Below are 19530 nucleotides of genomic sequence, written 5' to 3'. Positions count from 1 at the left end.
TTGTGACCATGACAGGATGAGGGTCGCTTGCCGTTGCGTCAATGATTCCGTGATCGCGCGCCGGTTGTCGCTGATAAGGCCCGATCAATCTTTAATGCTTCAAGGGCCACCTAAAGGCTTGCCAGATCGGTGTTTTAGCGGGCAGTCTTGCGATCACGGTCGCAAGAGGGTCACGAGGAAGGCCCGGATCGAACAGGGAGGTAAGACGATGACCAAGACGAATGAAACTGCGGGGCCGGTGTCGCGGCGCTCGTTCCTGCGCCGTGGCGGCGCTGTCGCCGGCGGTGCCGCCGCCAGCACGCTGCTGGCCGCGCCGGCGGTTCTGGCGCAATCGCCGATGGTGCTGAAGATGCAGACCAGCTGGCCCGCGTCCGACATCTGGCAGACCATGGCGCAGCAATACGTGGACCGGGTCGAGGCGATGTCGGGCGGGCGGCTGAAGATCGACCTGCTGCCGGCAGGCGCGGTCGTGGGCGCCTTTCAGGTCATGGACGGGGTCAGCGACGGGGTGATCGACATCGCCCATTCGGTCGCGGCCTATTGGTATGGCAAGAACAAGGCGGCGTCGCTGTTCGGCACCGGCCCGGTCTTCGGCGGCGATCCCACCAACATGCTGTCGTGGTTCTACCAGGGCGGCGGCCAGGATCTGTATCGCGAACTGACGCAGGATTCGATGGGGCTGAACGTGATCGGCATGTTCGGCTTTCCGATGCCCGCCCAGCCCTTCGGCTGGTTCAAGAACCCGATCAACGGGGTCGACGACATCAAGGGGATCAAGTACCGCACCGTCGGGCTTGCGGCGGATCTGCTGCAATCCATGGGCATGTCGGTGGCCCAGCTTCCTGGCGGCGAGATCGTGCCTGCGATGGAACGCGGCGTCATCGACGCGTTCGAGTTCAACAACCCGTCCTCGGACATGCGATTCGGCGCTCAGGACGTGGCCAAGAACTATTATCTGGGCAGCTATCACCAGGCCTCCGAGGCGTTCGAGTTTCTCTTCAACCGCGACCTGATGGAGACGCTGGACCCCGATCTGCGCGCAATCCTGGAACATGGGGTCGAGGCGGTTTCGACCTATAACACCGCCTTCGCGCTGGACAATTATTCGTCCGACCTGCAGAAGCTGCGCGACGGCGGCGTGACGGTGCGCAAGACCCCGCAGGACATCCTGTCGGCCCAGCTTGACGCCTGGTCCGAGATGATCACCACGCTTGAACAGGATCCCTTCATCAAGAAGGTGCTGGACAGCCAGCGCGACTGGGTCAAGCGCACGGTGTTCTACGAACTGATGGACAAGCCCGACTACACGCTGGCCTACGAACATTTCTTCCCCGGCGAGCTGAAGCTTTAAATCAGACAGGGCCCGTTCCGCCACACAGCGCGGGTCGGGCCTGACCGAAAGGGTTTCCCATGCTGTCCTTCATCCGCTTCGCCGACAACCTGTCGGGATGGTTCGGCAAGTCGTTCGGCTGGCTCATTCTGCTGATGACCTTCGGCGTCAGCTACGAGGTCTTCGTGCGCTACGTGCTGAACAGCCCGACAAGCTGGTCGCTGGATGTGTCCTTCATCATGTATGGAACGCTGTTCATGATGGGCGGAGCCTATACCCTGTCGCGCGGCGGCCATGTCAGGGGCGATTTCCTCTATCGGCTCTGGCCTGTCAGGGTGCAGGGCGCGGTGGATTTCGTCCTGTACCTGCTGTTCTTTTTTCCCGGTGTCACCGCCCTGATCCTGTCGGGCTGGAAATATGCCAGCAGGTCCTGGCAATACGGCGAGGTCAGCGTGAACAGCCCCGCCGGCATCCCGATCTATCAATTCAAGTCGGTCATCGTGGCGGCGGGGATCCTGCTGTTCATCCAGGGTCTGGCGCAGCTGATGCGCAGCATCATCGCCATGCGCGACGGCGTCTGGATCAAGGCCGACGAGGATGTCGAGGAAACCGAAGAACTTCTGCTGCGCGATCAGGCGCCGCGGGCCGGTGTGCATGTCGACTGACCTGCCTGATCCCACTGATCCCAGCACGGAGACGCGCGCGTGACAGATCCGCAGATTGCCCTGTTCATGCTGGGCATATTCATCTTCCTGGTCTTTCTGGGCTTTCCCATCGCCTTCACGCTGATGGCCCTGGGGATCGGCTTTGGCTATTACGCCTATTTCGATGCCGCGCGCATGTGGCGTGCGCTGGACCGGCTGCCCGAGGATGCGGCCTGGCTGACGCAGAAATGGACCTGGCTCGAAGGATTCTACAACAACCGCATCTTCGATCTGTTCATCAACCAGACCTATACCGTCATGTCCAACGAGGTGCTGACGGCGGTGCCGCTGTTCCTGTTCATGGGCTATGTGGTCGAGCGGGCCAATATCGTCGATCGGCTGTTCTCGACGCTGGCGATCGCCTCGCGCCGGATGCCCGGTTCGATGGGTGTGGCCGCGCTGATCACCTGCGCGCTGTTCGCCACCGCGACCGGCATCGTCGGTGCCGTGGTCACGCTGATGGGATTGCTGGCGCTGCCGGCAATGCTGAAGGCGCGCTATGACCCGCGCTTTGCCAGCGGCATCATCTGCGCCGGCGGCACGCTGGGCATCCTGATTCCGCCCTCGATCATGCTGATCGTCTATGCCGCGGCCTCGGGCGTGTCGATCGTGCGCCTTTATGCGGGTGCGATGCTGCCCGGACTGGTGCTGGTGGGCCTCTATCTGACCTATGTCGTCGGCCGGTCGATCCTGCAACCTTCGGTCGCGCCGCGCCCGACCGAGGACGAGGTGCCCACCGTGCCCACGGGCCGGCTGATCGTGATGCTGATCACCTCGTTCTTTCCGCTGGCCTTCCTGATCCTGGCCGTCCTGGGCTCGATCCTGTTCGGTCTGGCCACACCGACCGAGGCGGCGGCGATCGGCGCGCTTGGCGGCATGGTTCTGGCGGTGATCTATCGCGCGATGACGTTCCAGCGGTTGCGCGAATCCGTCTATCTGACCGTGCGCACCACGGCGATGGTCTGCTGGCTGTTCGTCGGATCCTACACCTTCTCGTCGGTCTTCTCCTATCTGGGGGGCGAACAGGTGATCGCGGAATTCGTCGGCGGGCTGGACCTGACGCCGCTGCAATTCCTGCTGCTGGCGCAACTGATCATCTTCCTGCTGGGCTGGCCGCTGGAATGGTCCGAGATCATCATCATCTTCGTGCCGATCTTCCTGCCGCTGTTGCCGCTGTTCGACATCGATCCGTTGTTCTTCGGCATCCTCGTGGCGCTGAACCTGCAAACCTCGTTCCTGACCCCGCCGATGGCGATGTCGGCCTATTACCTAAAGGGGATAGCCCCGCCCGAGGTCAAGCTGACCGACATCTTCTCGGGTGTGATGCCGTTCCTGCTGATGGTCTTCATGGCCATGGCGCTCATGTATATCTGGCCCGATATCGTCTTCGTGCTGCCCAGGATGATCTATGGCTCATGATCCGGTCTCCCTGGGCGCGCGCGCCCTTCGCGACCTGATCGCCTCGGGCGCGCTGTCGGCCGAGGCGGCCACCGCCGCCTGTCTGAAACGCATCGCCGAGACCGAGCCGCAATTGCGGGCCTGGGCCTTCGTCGATGGCCAGGACGCCGTGGCACAGGCACGGGCGCTTGACGCCCGACGCAAGGCCGGCGCGGCGATCGGTCCGCTGCATGGCGTGCCGGTGGGAATCAAGGACGTGATCGACACGGCAGGGATGCCGACGGAACGCGGAACCCCGGTCGAAAAGGGCCGCGTCCCGCCCGAGGATGCCCATCTGGTCGCAAGGCTGCGCGCGGCGGGCGCGGTCGTCATCGGCAAGACGGCGACGACCGAACTGGCGTATCTGGCGCCCTCGCAGGCGCGCAATCCGCACGACCCGCAGCGGACGCCCGGCGGTTCCTCATCGGGATCGGCGGTGGCGGTCGCCTCGGGGCAGGTGCCTTTGGCGGTGGGGACCCAGACCGGCGGCTCGGTAATTCGCCCGGCTTCCTATTGCGGCACGGTCGGCTTCAAGCCCAGCTTCGGCCTGATCGGCCGGACCGGAGTTCTGACGCAATCGCCGTTTCTGGATACGGTGGGCGGCTTCGCGCGTTCGCTCGAGGATGTCGCGCTGCTGGTCGAGGCGATGGCAGGCCACGACCCGCAGGATCAGGCGACCGCGATGCAGCCGGTCCCGCGCCTTTCTGACGCTGCCATGCAGCAGCCGCCGCTGCCGCCGCTGCTGGCGGTGGTCAGCCTGCCGGGGGCCGAATCGCCGATGCAGCAGGCAATGGCCGAACTGACCGCCGAGTTGGGCGACCGCGCCCACGGCGTCGATCTGCCCCCCGCCTTCGCCGAGGCCGAATCGATCCGCCGCCGCATCAATCTGGCCGAGATGGCGCGATGCTATTATCCGCTGGAACGGCGCGGCGCCGCGGCGCTGTCGCCGCAGATGCGCGCCGCCCTGACCGAAGGACAGGGGATCCTGGCGCGTGATTACCTTGCGGCGCTTGATTGGCGTCAGGTGCTGAATGCGGGGCTGGACGACCTGCTCAGCCGCTGCGACGCGATCCTGTGCCCGGCTGCGACCGGACCCGCCCCGGCCATCGGCGAGGGCAGCACCGGCTCGGCCGCCATGAACGGGCCCTGGACCCTGTGCGGTGTGCCGGCGATCAGCCTGCCCCTGCTGGCGGATGAAAACGGCCTGCCGATGGGTGTCCAGCTGATCGGACGGCGCGGCGAGGATGCGCGGCTTCTGCGCGTCGCGGCATGGCTGACTGCACGCCTCGACGCGTCCGAAGAAAGCGAATCGAGGAGGTTCGGATGACGGACAGGATCTTGGCCCTGCTGGCCTTCGTCGTTCTTGCGGCGTTTCTGATCATTCTGGTCTGGCATGTGCCACGGCTGGATCTTGGCGGTGTCGTCCTGCTGACGCTGATCTTCGCGGGAATCGACATGGCGGCGGTCATGCGCAGTCACGACCGCAAAGATCACACCGGCCAGGATGACACGGAAAACGGTGCCGGAGGCTGATCTTCTCCGCCAGAATGAACGGGGCCGCTTTCGCCTTGCGGCCCCAGCCGAGTCTTGGGTCGGAATGTTTGATGGTGGGTGATGACGGATTTGAACCGCCGACATCTTCGATGTGAACGAAGCGCTCTACCGCTGAGCTAATCACCCGGTGGACGGGCTTTTAGCCGCAGGGTGCTGACGATGCAAGACCGGATCGGCGCGAAATGCCGCGTGTCAGGATGCGGGCTTGCGGCGCAGGCGCAGCGTGATCACGTCGCCGCCGCGCAGATCCTTTTCCAGATTCACCCGGCCCCGGCCCAGAGGCGGCACCGCCAGCGTCTGTCCGGCCGACAGGGCCTCGCCAAGCTGTGCCAGTGTCGCGTCGATGATCGGCCGCGCCTCGGACCTCTTCGCGCCGGTCGCTGCCAGAACCCGCTCGACGAAATCCTTTTTCTGGACAACCCGTGCAGGCTGCGGATTTTTCGGTGCCGCCCCGTCGCTTTTCACCATTTCCCAACCCCTCAATCACAAAACCGGAACATTCGGTTTAGCGTGGCGCATCAATTAACCATTGGTCAATTATGAATCGCCCAAGTTCCGTGAAAAGAAAGCGCCGGGCCAGGAAAACCCTGACCCGGCGGCTGCCAAGTTCACCAACTGCAAGTTGCGGCGATCAATGCGCGACCGTGGCCCCGCCCTTTTCGCCCCCCTGGCCCGAGGCGATTCGCGCCGCCTCGGCGGCCTCTTCGGCGGCCTCGTCCCACTCGACCGGGTCGGGCATCCGAACCAGGGCGCGTTTCAGGACCTCGCGGACATTGCCGACCGGGATGATCGTCAGTCCGGTCTTCACGTTGTCGGGGATTTCGGCCAGATCCTTTTCGTTGTCGGCCGGTATCAGCACCGTCTTGATACCCCCGCGCAGCGCCGCCAGCAGTTTTTCCTTCAACCCGCCGATGGCCAGGACGTTGCCGCGCAAGGTGACCTCACCGGTCATCGCGACGTCCTTGCGGACCGGAATGCCGGTCATCACCGACACGACAGAGGTCACCATCGCCACCCCGGCCGAGGGCCCGTCCTTGGGCGTGGCGCCTTCGGGAACGTGGACATGGATGTCGCGCTTGTCGAATTCCGGCGGCCTCACCCCGATTTCGGGCGAGATCGAGCGCACGAAGCTGGAGGCCGCGTCGATCGATTCCTTCATCACGTCGCCCAGTTTGCCGGTCGTCTTCATCCGACCCTTGCCGGGCAGGCGCAGCGCCTCGATCTGCAACAGATCGCCGCCGACCGATGTCCAGGCCAGCCCGGTGACGACGCCGACCTGATCCTCTTTCTCGGCCAGGCCGTAGCGATGCCGCCGCACGCCCAGATATTCCTCGGCCTTCTCGGGCGTCACCTCGACGGACTTGACCTTGCCCTTCAGGATCTCGGTCACGGATTTGCGCGCCAGCTTGGCAATCTCGCGTTCCAGCGACCGCACCCCCGCCTCGCGGGTGTAATAGCGGATCACATGGGTCAGGGCCGCGTCGCTGACGCTGAATTCGCCCTTGCGCAGGCCGTTGGCCTTGATCTGCTTGGGCAGCAGGTGCTGCTTGGCGATCTCGCGCTTTTCGTCCTCGGTATAGCCGGCCAGCGGGATGATCTCCATCCGGTCCAGCAGCGGTCCGGGCATGTTGTAGCTGTTGGCGGTGGTCACGAACATCACGTTCGACAGGTCGTATTCGACCTCGAGATAGTGATCGACGAAGGTCGCGTTCTGTTCGGGATCCAGCACCTCCAGCATCGCGCTGGCCGGGTCGCCACGGAAATCCTGCCCCATCTTGTCGATTTCATCCAGCAGGATCAGCGGGTTGGTCGTCTTGGCCTTTTTCAGCGCCTGGATGATCTTGCCGGGCATCGAGCCGATATAGGTGCGGCGGTGGCCCCGGATCTCGGATTCGTCACGGACGCCGCCCAGGCTGATGCGGATGAATTCCCGCCCCGTCGCCCGCGCGACCGACCGGCCCAGCGAGGTCTTGCCGACACCCGGAGGCCCGACAAGGCACAGGATCGGCCCCTTCAGCTTGGTCGACCGGTTCTGCACCGCCAGATATTCGACAATCCGTTCCTTGACCTTTTCCAACCCATAGTGATCCGCGTCCAGCACCTGTTCCGCCTTGGACAGATCCTTTCTGGTGCGCGACTTCACGCCCCAGGGCAGCGCCAGCAGCCAATCCAGGTAATTGCGGCTGACCGTGGCCTCGGCCGACATCGGCGACATCGACTTCAGCTTCTTCAGCTCGGATTCCGCCTTTTCGCGGGCTTCCTTGCTGAACTTGGTCGCGGCGATCTTTTCTTCCAGCTCGGCCAGCTCGTTCTGGCCGTCCTCGCCATCGCCCAGTTCCTTCTGAATGGCCTTCATCTGCTCATTCAGGTAGTATTCGCGCTGCGTCTTCTCCATCTGGGTCTTGACGCGCGACTTGATCTTCTTTTCGACCTGCAGCACGGACATTTCGCCCTGCATCATCGAATAGACCTTTTCCAGCCGTGCGGCCACGTCCAGCGTGTCCAGCAATTCCTGTTTCTTGTCCAGGTCGATGCCCATGTGGCCGGCGGCCAGATCGGCCAGCTTGCCGGGTTCCTTCGCCTCGGCGACGGCGGTGACGACCTCTTCGGGAATGTTCTTGCGCACCTTGACGTAACGCTCGAATTCCTCGGCGACGGTGCGCACCAGGGCGGTCAGCGTGGCTTCGTCGCCCCGGCTTTCGGCAAGGACGATGGCCGAGGCTTCGAAATGATCCTCGTTCGGCACGAAATCGGTGATCTGCACGCGCTCCTGCCCCTCGACCAGCACCTTGACGGTGCCGTCGGGCAATTTCAGCAATTGCAGCACGTTGGCCAGAACGCCGGTGCGATAGATACCGTCTTCGTCGGGTTCGTCGACCGAGGCGTCCTTCTGCGCGGTCAGCAGAATCGGGCTGTCCGATTCCATCACCGCCTCCAGCGCGCGGACCGATTTCTCGCGGCCCACGAACAGCGGCACGATCATGTGAGGAAACACCACGATGTCGCGCAAAGGCAGCACCGGATAGGTCTGAGAAGCGAATTCGTTCATTGCTTTGCGTTCCTTTCCTGCCCGAAGCCGTGGCCCCGTCATGGCGACGCACGGCCCCTGCATCGCGACAATCTAGGCGCGGCACGGGCCGCGTTCAATATGACGGAGAGAATACCACATATTATGTGACACCGCCGGCGGGACGCAAATGGATGTAAGTCCGGCGGGCGCGCAATCGGAAATCCGGGATGGCGTCTGCCGGATTGCGGGCCCGGCCGACGCCCTGCCAGGCAGGTCCCGCACCGGATCCCGCAGGACGCCCCGCACCTGCATCGCGAAGCGCGGCCAGCGCCGTCAGCGGGGGATCACGATCTCGGCCCGCAATCCGCCCAGCCGCGCGCCGCGGCCCAGCCGCAACTGACCGCCATGCCCGCGCGCGACATCGGCCGCGATTGCCAGCCCCAGCCCCGCGCCTTGCCCGCTGTTGCGGTTGCGCGACGGATCCAGCCGGGTAAAGGGGCGCATCGCGGCCTCCAGGCTGTCGTCGGGTATTCCCGGCCCGTCATCCTCGACCCCGATCCGCAGGCTGCGCGGGCCCAGGGTCGCGTCGATCTCGGCCCGGCTGCCATAGCGGACGGCATTGCCGATCAGGTTTTCAAGCGCGCGCCGCAGCATGTCGCGGCGAAAGGTCGCCTGGCCCTGCGGATCGCCGCTGACCCCCAGCAGCAGGACATCATGGCCCGCCCGTTGCCCATCGCTGGCGATTGCGCCGAGGAAATCGGCCACGTTGATCGCCTCGGCCGGGCTTTCCCGGGCATCGTCGCGGGCATAGTCCAGAAATGCGTCGATCATGCGGTTCATCTCGGCCAGATCGGCCTGCATCGCGGCGATGTCATCGGCATCGGGCGGAATGTCGGTCGAGATCATCGACAGCCCAAGCTGCATCCGCGTCAACGGCGTCCGCAGATCGTGGCTGATCCCCGACATCATCATCTTGCGCTGTTCGTTCTGCCGTTCCAGCCGGTTGCGCATGTCCAGAAACGCGGTGCCGGCGCTGCGGACCTCGGTCGCGCCGGCAGTCCTGTAGGCGACCACGCGTCCCTTTCCGTATTCCTCGGCCGCCCGTGCCAGCCTGCGGATCGGCCGCAACTGGTTGCGCAGAAAGACCACGGCGATCCCGCTCATCAGCAGCGAGGTGAAGATCATCAGGACGAATAACTGGTGCGGATTGGTGGCGGTCACGCGGGTGCGGTCGAAGGTGACCGAGAAGGGGCCGTAGCGGCCCGTCAGGGTGACCGCCACGACGCTGTCGTCGCCGACCAGGTCGATGGCGGTGATGCCGGGCACATTGTTGCGCAATTCGCGGATCAGCACCCGACCCGAGAAATCGTAGAAGACCCGGCTGTCGCCCTGCCGCTCCGGCGCCGGAAGCTGCAGCCGCAAGCCCAGCGGCGCGGCGATGGATTGTCCCGCCAGCTTCGCGGTGGCCAAGTTTTCGGCGCGGTCCATGCGTCGCAGCACGAAGTCCAGTTCGCGCGCCATGCTGGCTGTCATCTGCCGGGTGACACCCTCGAAATGGCGCTGAAGGATCATCACGCTGACGACCAGGGTGATCACGACCACCGGCAGGATCAGGATCAGCGCCGCCCGTCCATAAAGCCCGCGCGGAAACAGCCCTTTCAGCCAACTGGTCTCTGTGTGGTTCAACGTGGCAACCCCTTTCGCGCCACGCTAGGCTATGACGATGAGCGCCGATCCGAAAGAGCCGCTGCGCATCCTTGCGCCGAACCCCTCGCCGTTGACCGGGCCGGGAACCAACAGCTTCCTGATCGGCCGCGATCATGTCGCGGTCATCGATCCCGGCCCCGACGATCCCGGCCATCTGCATGCGATCCTGGACGCGGCACCCGGACCGATCACCCATATCCTGGTGACCCATGCCCATCGCGACCATTCCGCGGGCGCCCTGGCGCTGTCGCGCCGGACGCAGGCGCCGGTGCTGGCCTTTGGTGCCGCCGAATCGGGCCGCTCGGCGGTGATGCGCCGGCTCGCGGCGGCGGGGATGGAGGGCGGCGGCGAGGGGCTGGACCGCCATTTCGCGCCCGATCGGGTGCTTCGCGACGGCGACTGGATCGAAAGTCCGGACTGGCGCCTGCAGGCCCTGCACATGCCCGGCCATGCCGCCAGCCATCTGTGCTTTCTGTGGGGCGATCAGGTCTTTTGCGGCGATCTCGTGATGGGCTGGGCCTCGACCATCATCTCACCGCCGGACGGGGATCTGATCGATTACCTGCGCTCGCTTGCGCGGCTTGACGCGCTTGCGCCGCGCCGGATGCTGCCTGCCCACGGCGACGCGATCGAAAACCCCGCCGTCAGGCTGGCCGAACTGGTTGTCCACCGGCGGGAACGCAGCGCCCAGATCCTGGCCGCGCTTTGCCGGCGATCCGATACCGCAGACGGCCTCGCGCAGCGTCTCTACCAGGACATTGCGCCGGGATTGTTGCCCGCGGCGGCGCGCAACTGCCTGGCCCACCTGATTGCGCTGGCCGAGATCGGCGCGGTCGCGACCGATACTGCGATCGGTCCGGGCAGCGTCTTTCGCATCGCTTGATGCGGGTCGCCCGGTGCCTGCCGGACGTCGGGCGAGGATATCCGCGCACAGGGCAAGCCTGTCCGCGGATCACGCACCTTGCGGCCGGTAGCGCCGGACCGCCGCCCCCCATGACAGGCGGGGCGGCGGCAAGGTGGTGTCAGGCCGGCACGAAGCTTGCCGGATTAGTGGCTCATTCGGCCAGTTCGGGCGCGGCCTTCGTGGTCATCACGAAGACGGTCGAGGCGATCACGATCAGGAAGACGAAGCTGGTGATCACGGTGCCGAGGCCCAGGCCGCCGAACTCGGTCGGCTGTGCCAGAAAGTCGCCGATAGAGGCACCAAGCGGCCGGGTGAAGATGTAGCACAGCCAGAAGGCCCACATCCCGTCCAGACCCAAGGCGAAATAGCCAAGCGCCAGCGACGCGATGATCAGCCCGAACAGCACGCCGGTTCCGGCAAAGCCGACCCCGAAGGCCTCGGAGATCAGGTCGCCCACCGCCGTGCCAAGCGCGAAGGTGAACAGGATCGCCAGCCAGTAGAAGGCCTCGCGTCGGAAGGTGAAGACCTCGTGGATCGACAGCGTCCGTTCGACCGCGTACCAGACCGCAAAGGTCGCGGCCAGCGCCAGCGTGAAACCGATGGTCGAATCGATCAGCGGGATACCGAAGGCGTCGGTCATGTTGTCGGTGATCAGCGTGCCGACCACCGAGATCAGCACCACGGCGATCCAGTAGACGGCGGGCACATAGGCCCTTTGACGGAACTGCCAGATCATCGCCGCGATCAGGATGGCGGTCATCAGAAGTGTCGTCTTTCCCAGTCCGAGGCCCAGATTGACGGCCAGCAGATCGGCGGCGGTCTCGCCCATGGTCACGGCAGTCAGCTTGATCAGCCAGAAGCCGGGGGTGACTTCGGGAACCCGGTTGATCCGGGCGGATTGCGCAAGCGGGCGGTCGATATCGGTGAAAGTTGCGTCGCTCATGGTCTTCATCCCTTGATTTGGGCCAGTGCCTGCGCCGAATAGGCGTCGGCTCGGGCATCATCGTCGGCATTGCAGCGTTCCAGCGCCTTGGCTTGCAGACCGCTGACAGCGGTGGTCGGCGTGGTCGTGCCGATCGCGTCGCGCAATTGCCCGATCAGTTCTTCGCAGGGCAGGGCGCGTCCGCTCTGGTCGGTGACGGCAATGCCCGAGACATACTGAACCGGGCCCGAGGCCGCGGCCGTGGTTGCGGCGGGGGCGTCCAGCGTCGTGGCCAGCCTGGCCAGCGCCACATCGACCGTCGCCTTGTCCGGCGCATCGGCGCGCAGCGCCTTGAAGGCGCCGTCCGCGGCCGCGTCGACGTTGTTCCAAGCGCCACGATCGCCCTGGCGGAGGGCGGCGGCGTTCTTGTCCCACAGGGTTTCGAGATCGGTGATCCGGCGCTCGGCCGCGGTGTAATCGCCGGTGGCGGCGATGGCCTGCGTGTCGGTCACGATGGTCTTGTAGGCGGACAGATCGCCAAGACCGGCCGAGGCCTGCGTGGCAGAAGCGTCCTGCGCTGTCGGCGAGATATACATCTCGGCCAGGGTGAACCCGCCGGCCGGAACGGCGATCAGCACCGCCGACAAGAGCAGGTTTCGAAAGGTGGCGTTCATGAAAAGCATCCTGTCTTGTTCAAGGCGGCCTCGATCCGAGGTCCGCAGCGCAAGAGATGACAGAATCTTTCCCGCAAGGTCTGACGCGGTTCTTACGGTTTGGTAAGCCCGCGCCGCCTTGGTGCGTGGCCGGTCAGGGCAGGGCCAAAACGACCGCGTCAGCCTGTTCTGCCGTCGCGGCGGCATCGCGCGGCCGTGGCAGCGCGATGCGGGTCACACGGGTCGCCTGCAGGGCAAGAAGCTGTTGTTCCAGCCGGTCGCGAATGGCGGGGTCGGACGCGAAGGGCCGCCCGGATCCTGGCTCCGCGGCCTCGTCCTGCCCGACGGTCCCGAAAAAGGCGCGAAATCCCTGGGCGGTGACATATTCGCTGCGCCAGAACCGTGCCTTCGGAGCGGCGATCGACCGTGTTGCACCATCCGGCCGCCGCTGGACGAAAGCCAGATCGTTCGGCTGGCCGCGCCAGAAATGCGACACGGTCTCGATGGTCGGGTCTTCCTCGCCGGCGAGGGCGGCATAGAGGGCGTCGAAGACAAGGCCGGCCGAGGGCAACCGGGATGCGTCCCAACCCGCTGCCCGCATGGCCTCGGACAGGGCGGCTTCGTCCCGCGCAAGGACGATCAGCGAGATGGGATGAACCGGCGATCCCATCAGCGATTCCGTCGAGGCGGGAAGCCCCGCGATCCCGGCCAGGCCCCCGGCATCCGGCAGGATCCGATCGGCCGTCTGGGTCGGGGTATTGCGCGGATGGTCATAGCGCCAGACATTCGCGGCGGCCAGGCCGATCAGTCCCAGGATCAGCGCAACGCCCACGATCCTCGCGGATCCGCGGGCGCCCCGGTGCGGCTCGGGCCGTTCCGACAGCCGCCATTCGGCGATGGCCACGCCCATGGTGACCCACAGCGCGCCGACCAGCCAGCCGTTCAGGACATCGCTGAGGTAATGCTCGATCAGATAGATCCGGCTTCCGCCAATGGCGAAGGCCAGAAAACCCGCCAGCAGAAGCGCCGTCTCGGCGCGCAGCCTTCCGGCCCGCCAGATGACATAGAGAATCATCCCGTAGGCCGCGACCGACGCGGCCGCATGACCCGACGGAAAGCTGCCCGAGGTTTCGGCGAAGACGCCCAGCGGGGAACGCGGTCGCGCGAAGGCAAGCTTCAGCAAGGCCACCGAGATCGTGTTCCCGATCACCGATACGGCCAGCCCCGCGGCAAGCGCGCGCCGACCGGACAGCAGCAGCCACAGCATCGCCGCGCCGAAGACCGGCACCACGACATGCCATCCCCCCAATGCAGTGATCAGCGAGGCGATCCGGATCGGCCCCGGCGACTGGAAGTGGTGGATCAGCTGGGCCAGCCGCATGTCGAGTTGAAGCATCGGGTTGCCAGCCAGGAAATCGACGGCGGAATCCAGCCAGACCGCGCCGATATAAAAGAAGATCACCATCAGAAGACTCAGCGGCAATCCGGTGAAGGAGGTGCCGTCGAAACGGGCCAGAACCCAACGCGCCGCTTGCGGGTGGGCTGCGATGCGTCTCCCGATCGCGGGGCTGTCGGCCAGATTGCCGAGGGCGGCAGAAATGACCGCCCATGCCAGGGGAACCAGCCGCAGCGCCGCATAAAGCATGACCCAAAGCACGATCAGCAACAGGCCGACACCGCCGCCCAGGACGGCGAGGCGCGTCAGCGATCCGCCGATCCTGCCCATGACGTCGCCCAGAAAATAGCCTATGGCGACATGGCTCAGCGCATAGGGAAGGCTGCCCGCCAGGTTCCAGATCAGAAACTGGCGTCGCTTCATTCCCGCCATGCCGGCGGCCAGCGGTACGAGACCTGCGACCGGCCCCAGAAAGCGGCCGATGATCAGCGCCATTCCGCCGCGTCTTTCAAACAGGCGGGTAGCCCGTGCAAAGGCGGCCGAATCGCCGATCCGACGCCGGCCGGGCAGCCGGTTCATGGCCAGCCTGCCGATCCAGTAGCCCAGTTCCGAACCGAGGACAGAGCCGATCGCGACGAACCAGACCAGATCGAAGAAATCCAGAAGACCCCGCTGCACCAGAACGCCGCCGGCATCCACGATCAGGGTTCCGGGAACCACGACCCCGGTCAGGAAGAACGCCTCGAGCATCGATGCAAGACCGATGAGCCAGTAGCCAAGAACGCCAAGCGCCTGGAGCGAGGGAAGAATTTGATCAAGTGAAAGGTTCATCGGCCTATCTTGAAATCAGTCCGCGCGCCGAACCCGCAATCAGCAGCGCGACATCGCCCATTGCAAGCATGGGTGACACATTGGGTGGCAGCGCCAGATAGCGCGGGCGCCATTCGGGCTGAAATTTCTGCTTGAAGGCGCGCAGGCCCTCGAAGTTGTAGAAGGCGCGCGCATGACGATAGATCAGCCCGCCAAAGCGATTCCAGGATCGCGCGACCGAACGTTCGGACAGGCCCGACAACGGCGCTGTGCCAAGGCTGAATTCTTCGGCGCCGCGCGCCTTGTAGTGCTGGATCAGGCAGAGGAACATGTATTCCATCAGGCCCGAAGCCTCTCCGGGCAGGTATCGCATCAGATCGACGCTGACCCGCCGCCCGCCACAGGATTCCATGATATTCGCAAAGGCTGCGATGCGGCCATCCTTGCGCACCACGGCGATGTCGAACAGCGCCAGATAGTCCGGGTCGAACCGGCCGACCGAAAAGCCCTTCTCGTGACCGGCCTTGCCGCCAAGCCAGGCCTCCGAGATCTGGCGCAGTTCGGCCATCAGCGCGGGGTCGTGCGGCGCGGACAGAAGCGCGCATTCATAACCGTCCCGCTGGCGCTTGTTCATCGCGGCGCGCATGGTCTTGAACCGGCCGCCCGAGAGGCTGAAATCGGACAGGCGGATGATCGCTTCCTCGCCCGTCTTGTGCAGCGTCAGCCCCATTTCGACCCACAGCGCGAGGTTGCGTCCGCTGATCTCGTAGAAGACGGGCCGCCCGTTTGACTGGGCGGCGTATTCGAGAAAGGACCAGACGAGCGCCTCGAATTCGTCCGGATCGCCAACCGGATCGCCGAGCACGATCCAGGATCGTCCGCGAACCCCATACATGACGAAGGCATTGCCGGATTCGGAAAACAGGAACCGCTTGTCGCCGGTCTGGCCAAGCCAGCATTGCGGATCCTGGGCCTCGCCGCACAATCGGGCCGCGCGCGACAGGGTTTCGGCATCGGCATCGCGCGGTGGTGTATGGCCGACGGGCCGGGTCAGCAGATAGATCCCGAAGAAGAACATCAGCGCCGTCGCCACCAGCCCGGCCCGCAGCGCCCGCGGCGTGTTCGAGCTTCGCGAGAACTCGGACCAGAGGTCATTGGAATAGGGAACCGCCTTGTGCACGAAAAAGAAGAAAGTTGCCGCCGCAAGGCCGACGCCGACGACCGTCGCGAACCAGCGCGGCTCGAACACGCCCGCTGTCAGCCGGCCGGGGCGATCGAAGGCCTTGCGGAACGGCAACAGCAAAAGCGCGCCGAAGGCCAGGAAGGCCGCATTCTCGTAACCGAAATCGTTGAGCAGCGAGGCAACGGACCCAGCCAGCAGGGCACCGATGGCGAACCACCAGGCCGACGATACCCGGCGGGCCAGGCCATGCGACACGATGATCAGCGCGATCCCGGCCACGGCAGAGGCGATGGTTCCCCCTTCCAGCAGCACGGCTCCGACCAGGTCGCCCTCGGCGATGGCGTTGGCGCGGACCGACGGCAGCATCGTGACCAGAAGCAGGTAGGCCCCGAAACCGAATGCGACCACCGCGACCAGACCGGGCGAAAATCCACGCAGCGTGGCAAGCGCGGGTTGCATTCCCGGAGCCCGCCCCACCAGCCGCGAGCCAAGTCCGCTTGCCAGCCGGGCCTCGTTCAGCCCGACCAGGACGAATGCCAGTGCGAAGGGCACCAGGTAATAGATCAGCCGGAACAGCAGCAGCGCCGCAGCGGCGTCACCGACCGGCACCGAGGCGGGCAGCGTTCCGATCACCACCGTCTCGAAGACGCCGATCCCGCCCGGAACATGGCTGAGCACGCCGAGCATGGTCGCGGCGGCATAGACCGCGACGAAGCTGGCATAGTCGGGCTTGCCCGCCGGCAGCAGGATCCACAGCGCAAAGGATGCCGCCGCGACGTCGATGAGGGTGACGACAAGCTGTCCGGCAAGATCGGCGGGCGGGGGCAGTCGCAACCGGTGGCCGCGGATGGCAAGGCTGCGCTGGGTCGCGGACATCCAGCCGATCATCAGCACGGAAACCGCCGCGATGGTCCCTGCGACCATCTGGATGGTTCCCGGCGCATAGGGCAGATAGGCGCCGATCGCGCCGGGATTGATGGCCAGCGCGACCACCCCGAGCAGCGTCAGGCCGGTCCCCAGGGCCAGCGCGATATAGCCCGAGACGGCCGCGACCTCGAACGCGTTCAGGCCGACGGCCGAATAGATGCGGTATCTTACCGCGCCGCCGGACACGACGCTGACACCGATCGTGTTGCCGAAGGCATAGCCCAGAAAGCCACCAAGCGCGACGATCCCGCGATCAAGGCGCTTGCCGATGAAGCGCAGCCCGAACCAGTCATAGAAGATCAGCGCGACATAACCTGTCGCCGTCGCGCCCAGGGCGGCGCCAAGGCTCGCCACCGGTGTGGACCTGATCTGCGCCGCCACATCGGCCAGGCTGACGGGCTTCAGCAAGGTATAGAGCGCGTAGAGACCCAGTGCGAATAACGCCGCCCCGATCAGGACGGGCGCCGCGCTTCGCAGGGACTGAAGGCTCGGTCGGACCATGCGCGGACACCAGTTTGTTCGAAACGTTCACGGATCGCTGCGGGCTTACCCAAAGCGGGGCGGACTTGCCAAGCGTCAATGCGGCCTGGGCCCGCTTCTTACAAAAAAGTAAGCCCGTTGAAAGGGGTTTCGCCCTGGCGAGCCGCTGCCATTGCCACCGGATAACCGAAAATTGCCCCGCCGCAGCGGAAAGCAGGGGATGCGGGCCGGCAACAGGACCGCGGTTCCCGCGCCCCGCCGGCCGCGATCATGTCTTCGCCCGGGCGCCGTCTTGCGATAGGCAGAAGGCGGGGGAAGACGCGGGCTGCGCCGCCCGAATCCACCGGCTCGGCGCGTTTTCCGATCCGGTTTCGGCCGTCGAACCGGGGAACGACAACAGAGGGGATTCTTCACGATGCGCATCCTGCTTGCAGAAGACGACGCCGAAACAGCCGCCTATGTGGTCCGGGGGCTGTCCGGCGAAGGACATGTCGTCGATCATCTGACCGATGGCAGGGAGGCGCTGTCGCAGGCGATGTCGGCCGGATACGACCTTCTGATCCTGGACCGGATGATGCCGGGACTTGACGGGCTTTCGGTGCTGAAATCGCTGCGCGCGGCCAGGATCGACGCCCCTGCGATCCTGCTGACGGCGATGGGCGCGGTCGATGACAAGGTGGCCGGGCTTCGCAGCGGCGCGGATGACTACATGGTCAAGCCCTTTGCCTTCGTCGAATTGCTTGCCCGGATCGACACGATCTGCCGCCGCCCGGCGACGCGGGACGAGGTCGTGGAACTGGTGATCGGAGAACTTCGGCTGGACCTGCTGACGCGCGAGGCGGCACGGGACGGCCAGCGCGTCGACCTTCAGCCCAGGGAATTCCTGCTGTTGAAACATTTCATGGAACGGCCGGGCCGCGTGCAGACCCGTACCGTCTTGCTGGAATCGGTCTGGGGGCTGCAATTCGATCCCAAGACAAGCGTCGTCGAAACCCATATCAGCCGCCTGCGCAACAAGATCGACAAGCCCTTCGACAAGCATTATCTGGTCACGCTGCACGGCGTCGGCTACGTCTTGCAGCCATGAAACGGCCGCTGTCCTGGTCGATGCGGTTTGCGCTGGCATTGTCGGCGGTCTTCGCCATCGGCACCTTGTCGGCCGGTGGTTTGTCCTATCTTTTCCTGTCGCGGGAAATGAGCCAGCGCCTTCTGGCCGATGTGCGATCCAGCGCAGAAAGCCTGGCGCGGATCGCGTCCACCGGCGACCGGACCGATCTTGACGAGGAAATCCGCGCCCAGGTCCGCTCCAGCAGGAACGGCGCCAGCCTGTTCGCCTTTGTCGATGCCGCCTCGGGGCAGACCACCGGCTCGCTGCGGCTGTCGGCCCCCTTCGAGGGCGCGCGCCGTCTGCTTGTCGGCCGCGACATCCCGGCAGGCGCGCCCAAGCAGGCCGACAGCGCCGAGGCCTATCTTGCCTTCGGGATCCGGACCGAACCCGGCTGGGTCATCGCCGCACGCGACGAGGCCTGGGTCAGCGAGAATGGCGAGATCCTGGTGCAGACGACGGCATCGTCGCTGGCTCTTGCGATGGTGTTGTCCATCGGGCTTGCGCTGATCATCGCGCGCAGGAACGAACGCCGCATCGACCGCATGGACCGGGTTCTCGACGAAGTCGGCGCCGGGCGCATGCATCGGCGGATCGGCGACGGCGGCAACGACGACATCGCCGACCTCGCCGCCCGCGTGGATCAGATGCTCGACCGGCTCGAAACCGGGGTCGAGGCCATCCGGCAGGTGTCGACCGATGTTGCCCATGATCTGCGCGCGCCCCTGGCGCGGCTGAGGATGCGGCTGGAACCACAGGCCCTTTCCGGCACGCTGCCGGCGGATGCCCGGCGCGAGATCGGCTCGGCCCTGATGGACATCGACGCCATCTCGGCGACGTTCGACGCGATCCTGCGTCTTGCACGATTGCAGTCGGGCACCGTGGGGCGGCGTCACGATCCCGTCGATCTGGTGCGGCTGGCTGCCTCGATCGGCGAAATCCTGCAGCCATCGGCCGAAGAGGCCGGCCATACACTCGACATCGACCTTCCGGCCGCGCCCGTCCGCGTCCCGGGCGACGAGGATCTGCTGGCCCAGGCGCTGACCAATCTGGTGGTGAACGCGGTCGAACATTGCCCGCCGCCGGCCTCGGTGAGAATCGAGGTCGGTCTGCGGGCAAACCGGCCCGTGCTGACCGTTTCCGACAATGGCCCCGGCATCCCCGAGGCCGATCGCGGGCCGGTCCTGGAACGGTTCGTGCGCCTCGATGCCAGCCGGTCGGTGCCCGGAACGGGGCTGGGCCTCAGCCTGGTCTCGGCGATCGCCGAGCTTCATCAGGCGACGCTGGTGCTTCAGGACAACGCGCCCGGACTGAGGGTTTCGATCCTTTTCCCGGCCGCCCTTACAAATCCGTAAGGATGCGGCAAGGCCCGTCGCGGGCCGGCGGTTCACAAGGCGTCATCGGCCGC

Annotated in this window: 15 protein-coding genes and 1 tRNA gene; 8 read left to right on the top strand and 8 right to left on the bottom strand. The window is 65.5% G+C overall.

Annotation, left to right across the window (positions count from 1 at the left end; translation table 11 throughout):
• The first annotated feature begins 208 nt into the window (after window positions 1-208).
• The 5 genes from AC13CR_RS09265 to AC13CR_RS09245 are packed head-to-tail and all read left to right on the top strand — an operon-like array spanning window position 209 to window position 5004.
• Entirely contained in the window at window positions 209-1351 is a 1143-nt protein-coding gene (locus AC13CR_RS09265) for a TRAP transporter substrate-binding protein (RefSeq protein WP_292958693.1), read from the top strand.
• 59 nt (window positions 1352-1410) lie between these two features.
• Window positions 1411-1995: a TRAP transporter small permease subunit gene (locus tag AC13CR_RS09260; protein WP_292958695.1), complete on the top strand. Its 585-nt coding sequence runs from the start codon at window positions 1411-1413 to the stop codon at window positions 1993-1995.
• Window positions 1996-2034: 39 nt separating this feature from the next.
• Window positions 2035-3453 (top strand): TRAP transporter large permease, encoded by a 1419-nt coding sequence (locus AC13CR_RS09255; RefSeq protein ID WP_292958697.1) that lies wholly within the window; start codon window positions 2035-2037, stop codon window positions 3451-3453.
• Window positions 3443-4798: an amidase gene (locus AC13CR_RS09250; RefSeq protein ID WP_335661913.1), complete on the top strand. Its 1356-nt coding sequence runs from the start codon at window positions 3443-3445 to the stop codon at window positions 4796-4798. Before AC13CR_RS09255 ends, AC13CR_RS09250 begins: the two co-directional genes overlap by 11 nt.
• A complete protein-coding gene (locus tag AC13CR_RS09245; RefSeq protein WP_292958701.1) occupies window positions 4795-5004 on the top strand; it encodes a hypothetical protein in 210 nt (69 codons plus the stop codon). Before AC13CR_RS09250 ends, AC13CR_RS09245 begins: the two co-directional genes overlap by 4 nt.
• A 72-nt stretch (window positions 5005-5076) precedes the next feature.
• Here the strand turns inward: AC13CR_RS09245 and AC13CR_RS09240 are convergent.
• The 4 genes from AC13CR_RS09240 to AC13CR_RS09225 all read right to left on the bottom strand — a co-directional run bounded on the left by AC13CR_RS09240 (window position 5077) and on the right by AC13CR_RS09225 (window position 9721).
• Window positions 5077-5151: transfer RNA gene (locus AC13CR_RS09240), tRNA-Val, on the bottom strand.
• A 66-nt stretch (window positions 5152-5217) separates the two neighbouring features.
• Window positions 5218-5493: an HU family DNA-binding protein gene (locus AC13CR_RS09235; protein WP_292958703.1), complete on the bottom strand. Its 276-nt coding sequence runs from the start codon at window positions 5491-5493 to the stop codon at window positions 5218-5220.
• Between the two features lie 163 nt (window positions 5494-5656).
• Window positions 5657-8074 (bottom strand): endopeptidase La, encoded by a 2418-nt coding sequence (lon, locus tag AC13CR_RS09230; protein ID WP_446233375.1) that lies wholly within the window; start codon window positions 8072-8074, stop codon window positions 5657-5659.
• 294 nt (window positions 8075-8368) lie between these two features.
• Window positions 8369-9721, bottom strand: a complete 1353-nt coding sequence (locus AC13CR_RS09225; RefSeq protein WP_292958707.1) for an ATP-binding protein — start codon at window positions 9719-9721, stop codon at window positions 8369-8371.
• Between the two features lie 37 nt (window positions 9722-9758).
• On the opposite strand from AC13CR_RS09225, the gene AC13CR_RS09220 reads away from it, so the two are divergent.
• Window positions 9759-10625, top strand: a complete 867-nt coding sequence (locus tag AC13CR_RS09220) for an MBL fold metallo-hydrolase (protein ID WP_446236638.1) — start codon at window positions 9759-9761, stop codon at window positions 10623-10625.
• 172 nt (window positions 10626-10797) lie between these two features.
• Here AC13CR_RS09220 and AC13CR_RS09215 read toward each other — a convergent pair whose 3' ends face one another.
• The 4 genes from AC13CR_RS09215 to mprF all read right to left on the bottom strand — a co-directional run bounded on the left by AC13CR_RS09215 (window position 10798) and on the right by mprF (window position 17038).
• Window positions 10798-11589, bottom strand: coding sequence for a COG4705 family protein (locus AC13CR_RS09215; protein ID WP_292958711.1), 792 nt, complete (start codon window positions 11587-11589; stop codon window positions 10798-10800).
• A 5-nt stretch (window positions 11590-11594) separates the two neighbouring features.
• Complete coding sequence (locus tag AC13CR_RS09210; RefSeq protein WP_292958713.1) at window positions 11595-12242, bottom strand: hypothetical protein; 648 nt, start codon at window positions 12240-12242, stop codon at window positions 11595-11597.
• A gap of 133 nt (window positions 12243-12375) precedes the next feature.
• Window positions 12376-14448, bottom strand: coding sequence for a bifunctional DedA family/phosphatase PAP2 family protein (locus AC13CR_RS09205; RefSeq protein WP_292958715.1), 2073 nt, complete (start codon window positions 14446-14448; stop codon window positions 12376-12378).
• Window positions 14449-14452: 4 nt separating this feature from the next.
• Window positions 14453-17038 (bottom strand): bifunctional lysylphosphatidylglycerol flippase/synthetase MprF, encoded by a 2586-nt coding sequence (gene mprF, locus AC13CR_RS09200; protein ID WP_292958717.1) that lies wholly within the window; start codon window positions 17036-17038, stop codon window positions 14453-14455.
• A 394-nt stretch (window positions 17039-17432) separates the two neighbouring features.
• On the opposite strand from mprF, the gene AC13CR_RS09195 reads away from it, so the two are divergent.
• Both AC13CR_RS09195 and AC13CR_RS09190 read left to right on the top strand, forming a co-directional pair.
• Entirely contained in the window at window positions 17433-18104 is a 672-nt protein-coding gene (locus AC13CR_RS09195; protein ID WP_292958719.1) for a response regulator transcription factor, read from the top strand.
• Window positions 18101-19477, top strand: a complete 1377-nt coding sequence (locus AC13CR_RS09190) for a sensor histidine kinase (protein ID WP_446238270.1) — start codon at window positions 18101-18103, stop codon at window positions 19475-19477. The genes AC13CR_RS09195 and AC13CR_RS09190 overlap by 4 nt, the downstream gene beginning before the upstream one ends.
• Window positions 19478-19530 lie beyond the last annotated feature (53 nt).

This window comes from Paracoccus sp. L-17, from assembly GCF_056857655.1.
Note: the sequence above shows the minus strand (reverse complement) of the source record. Positions and strands in the feature narration are given on the sequence as shown.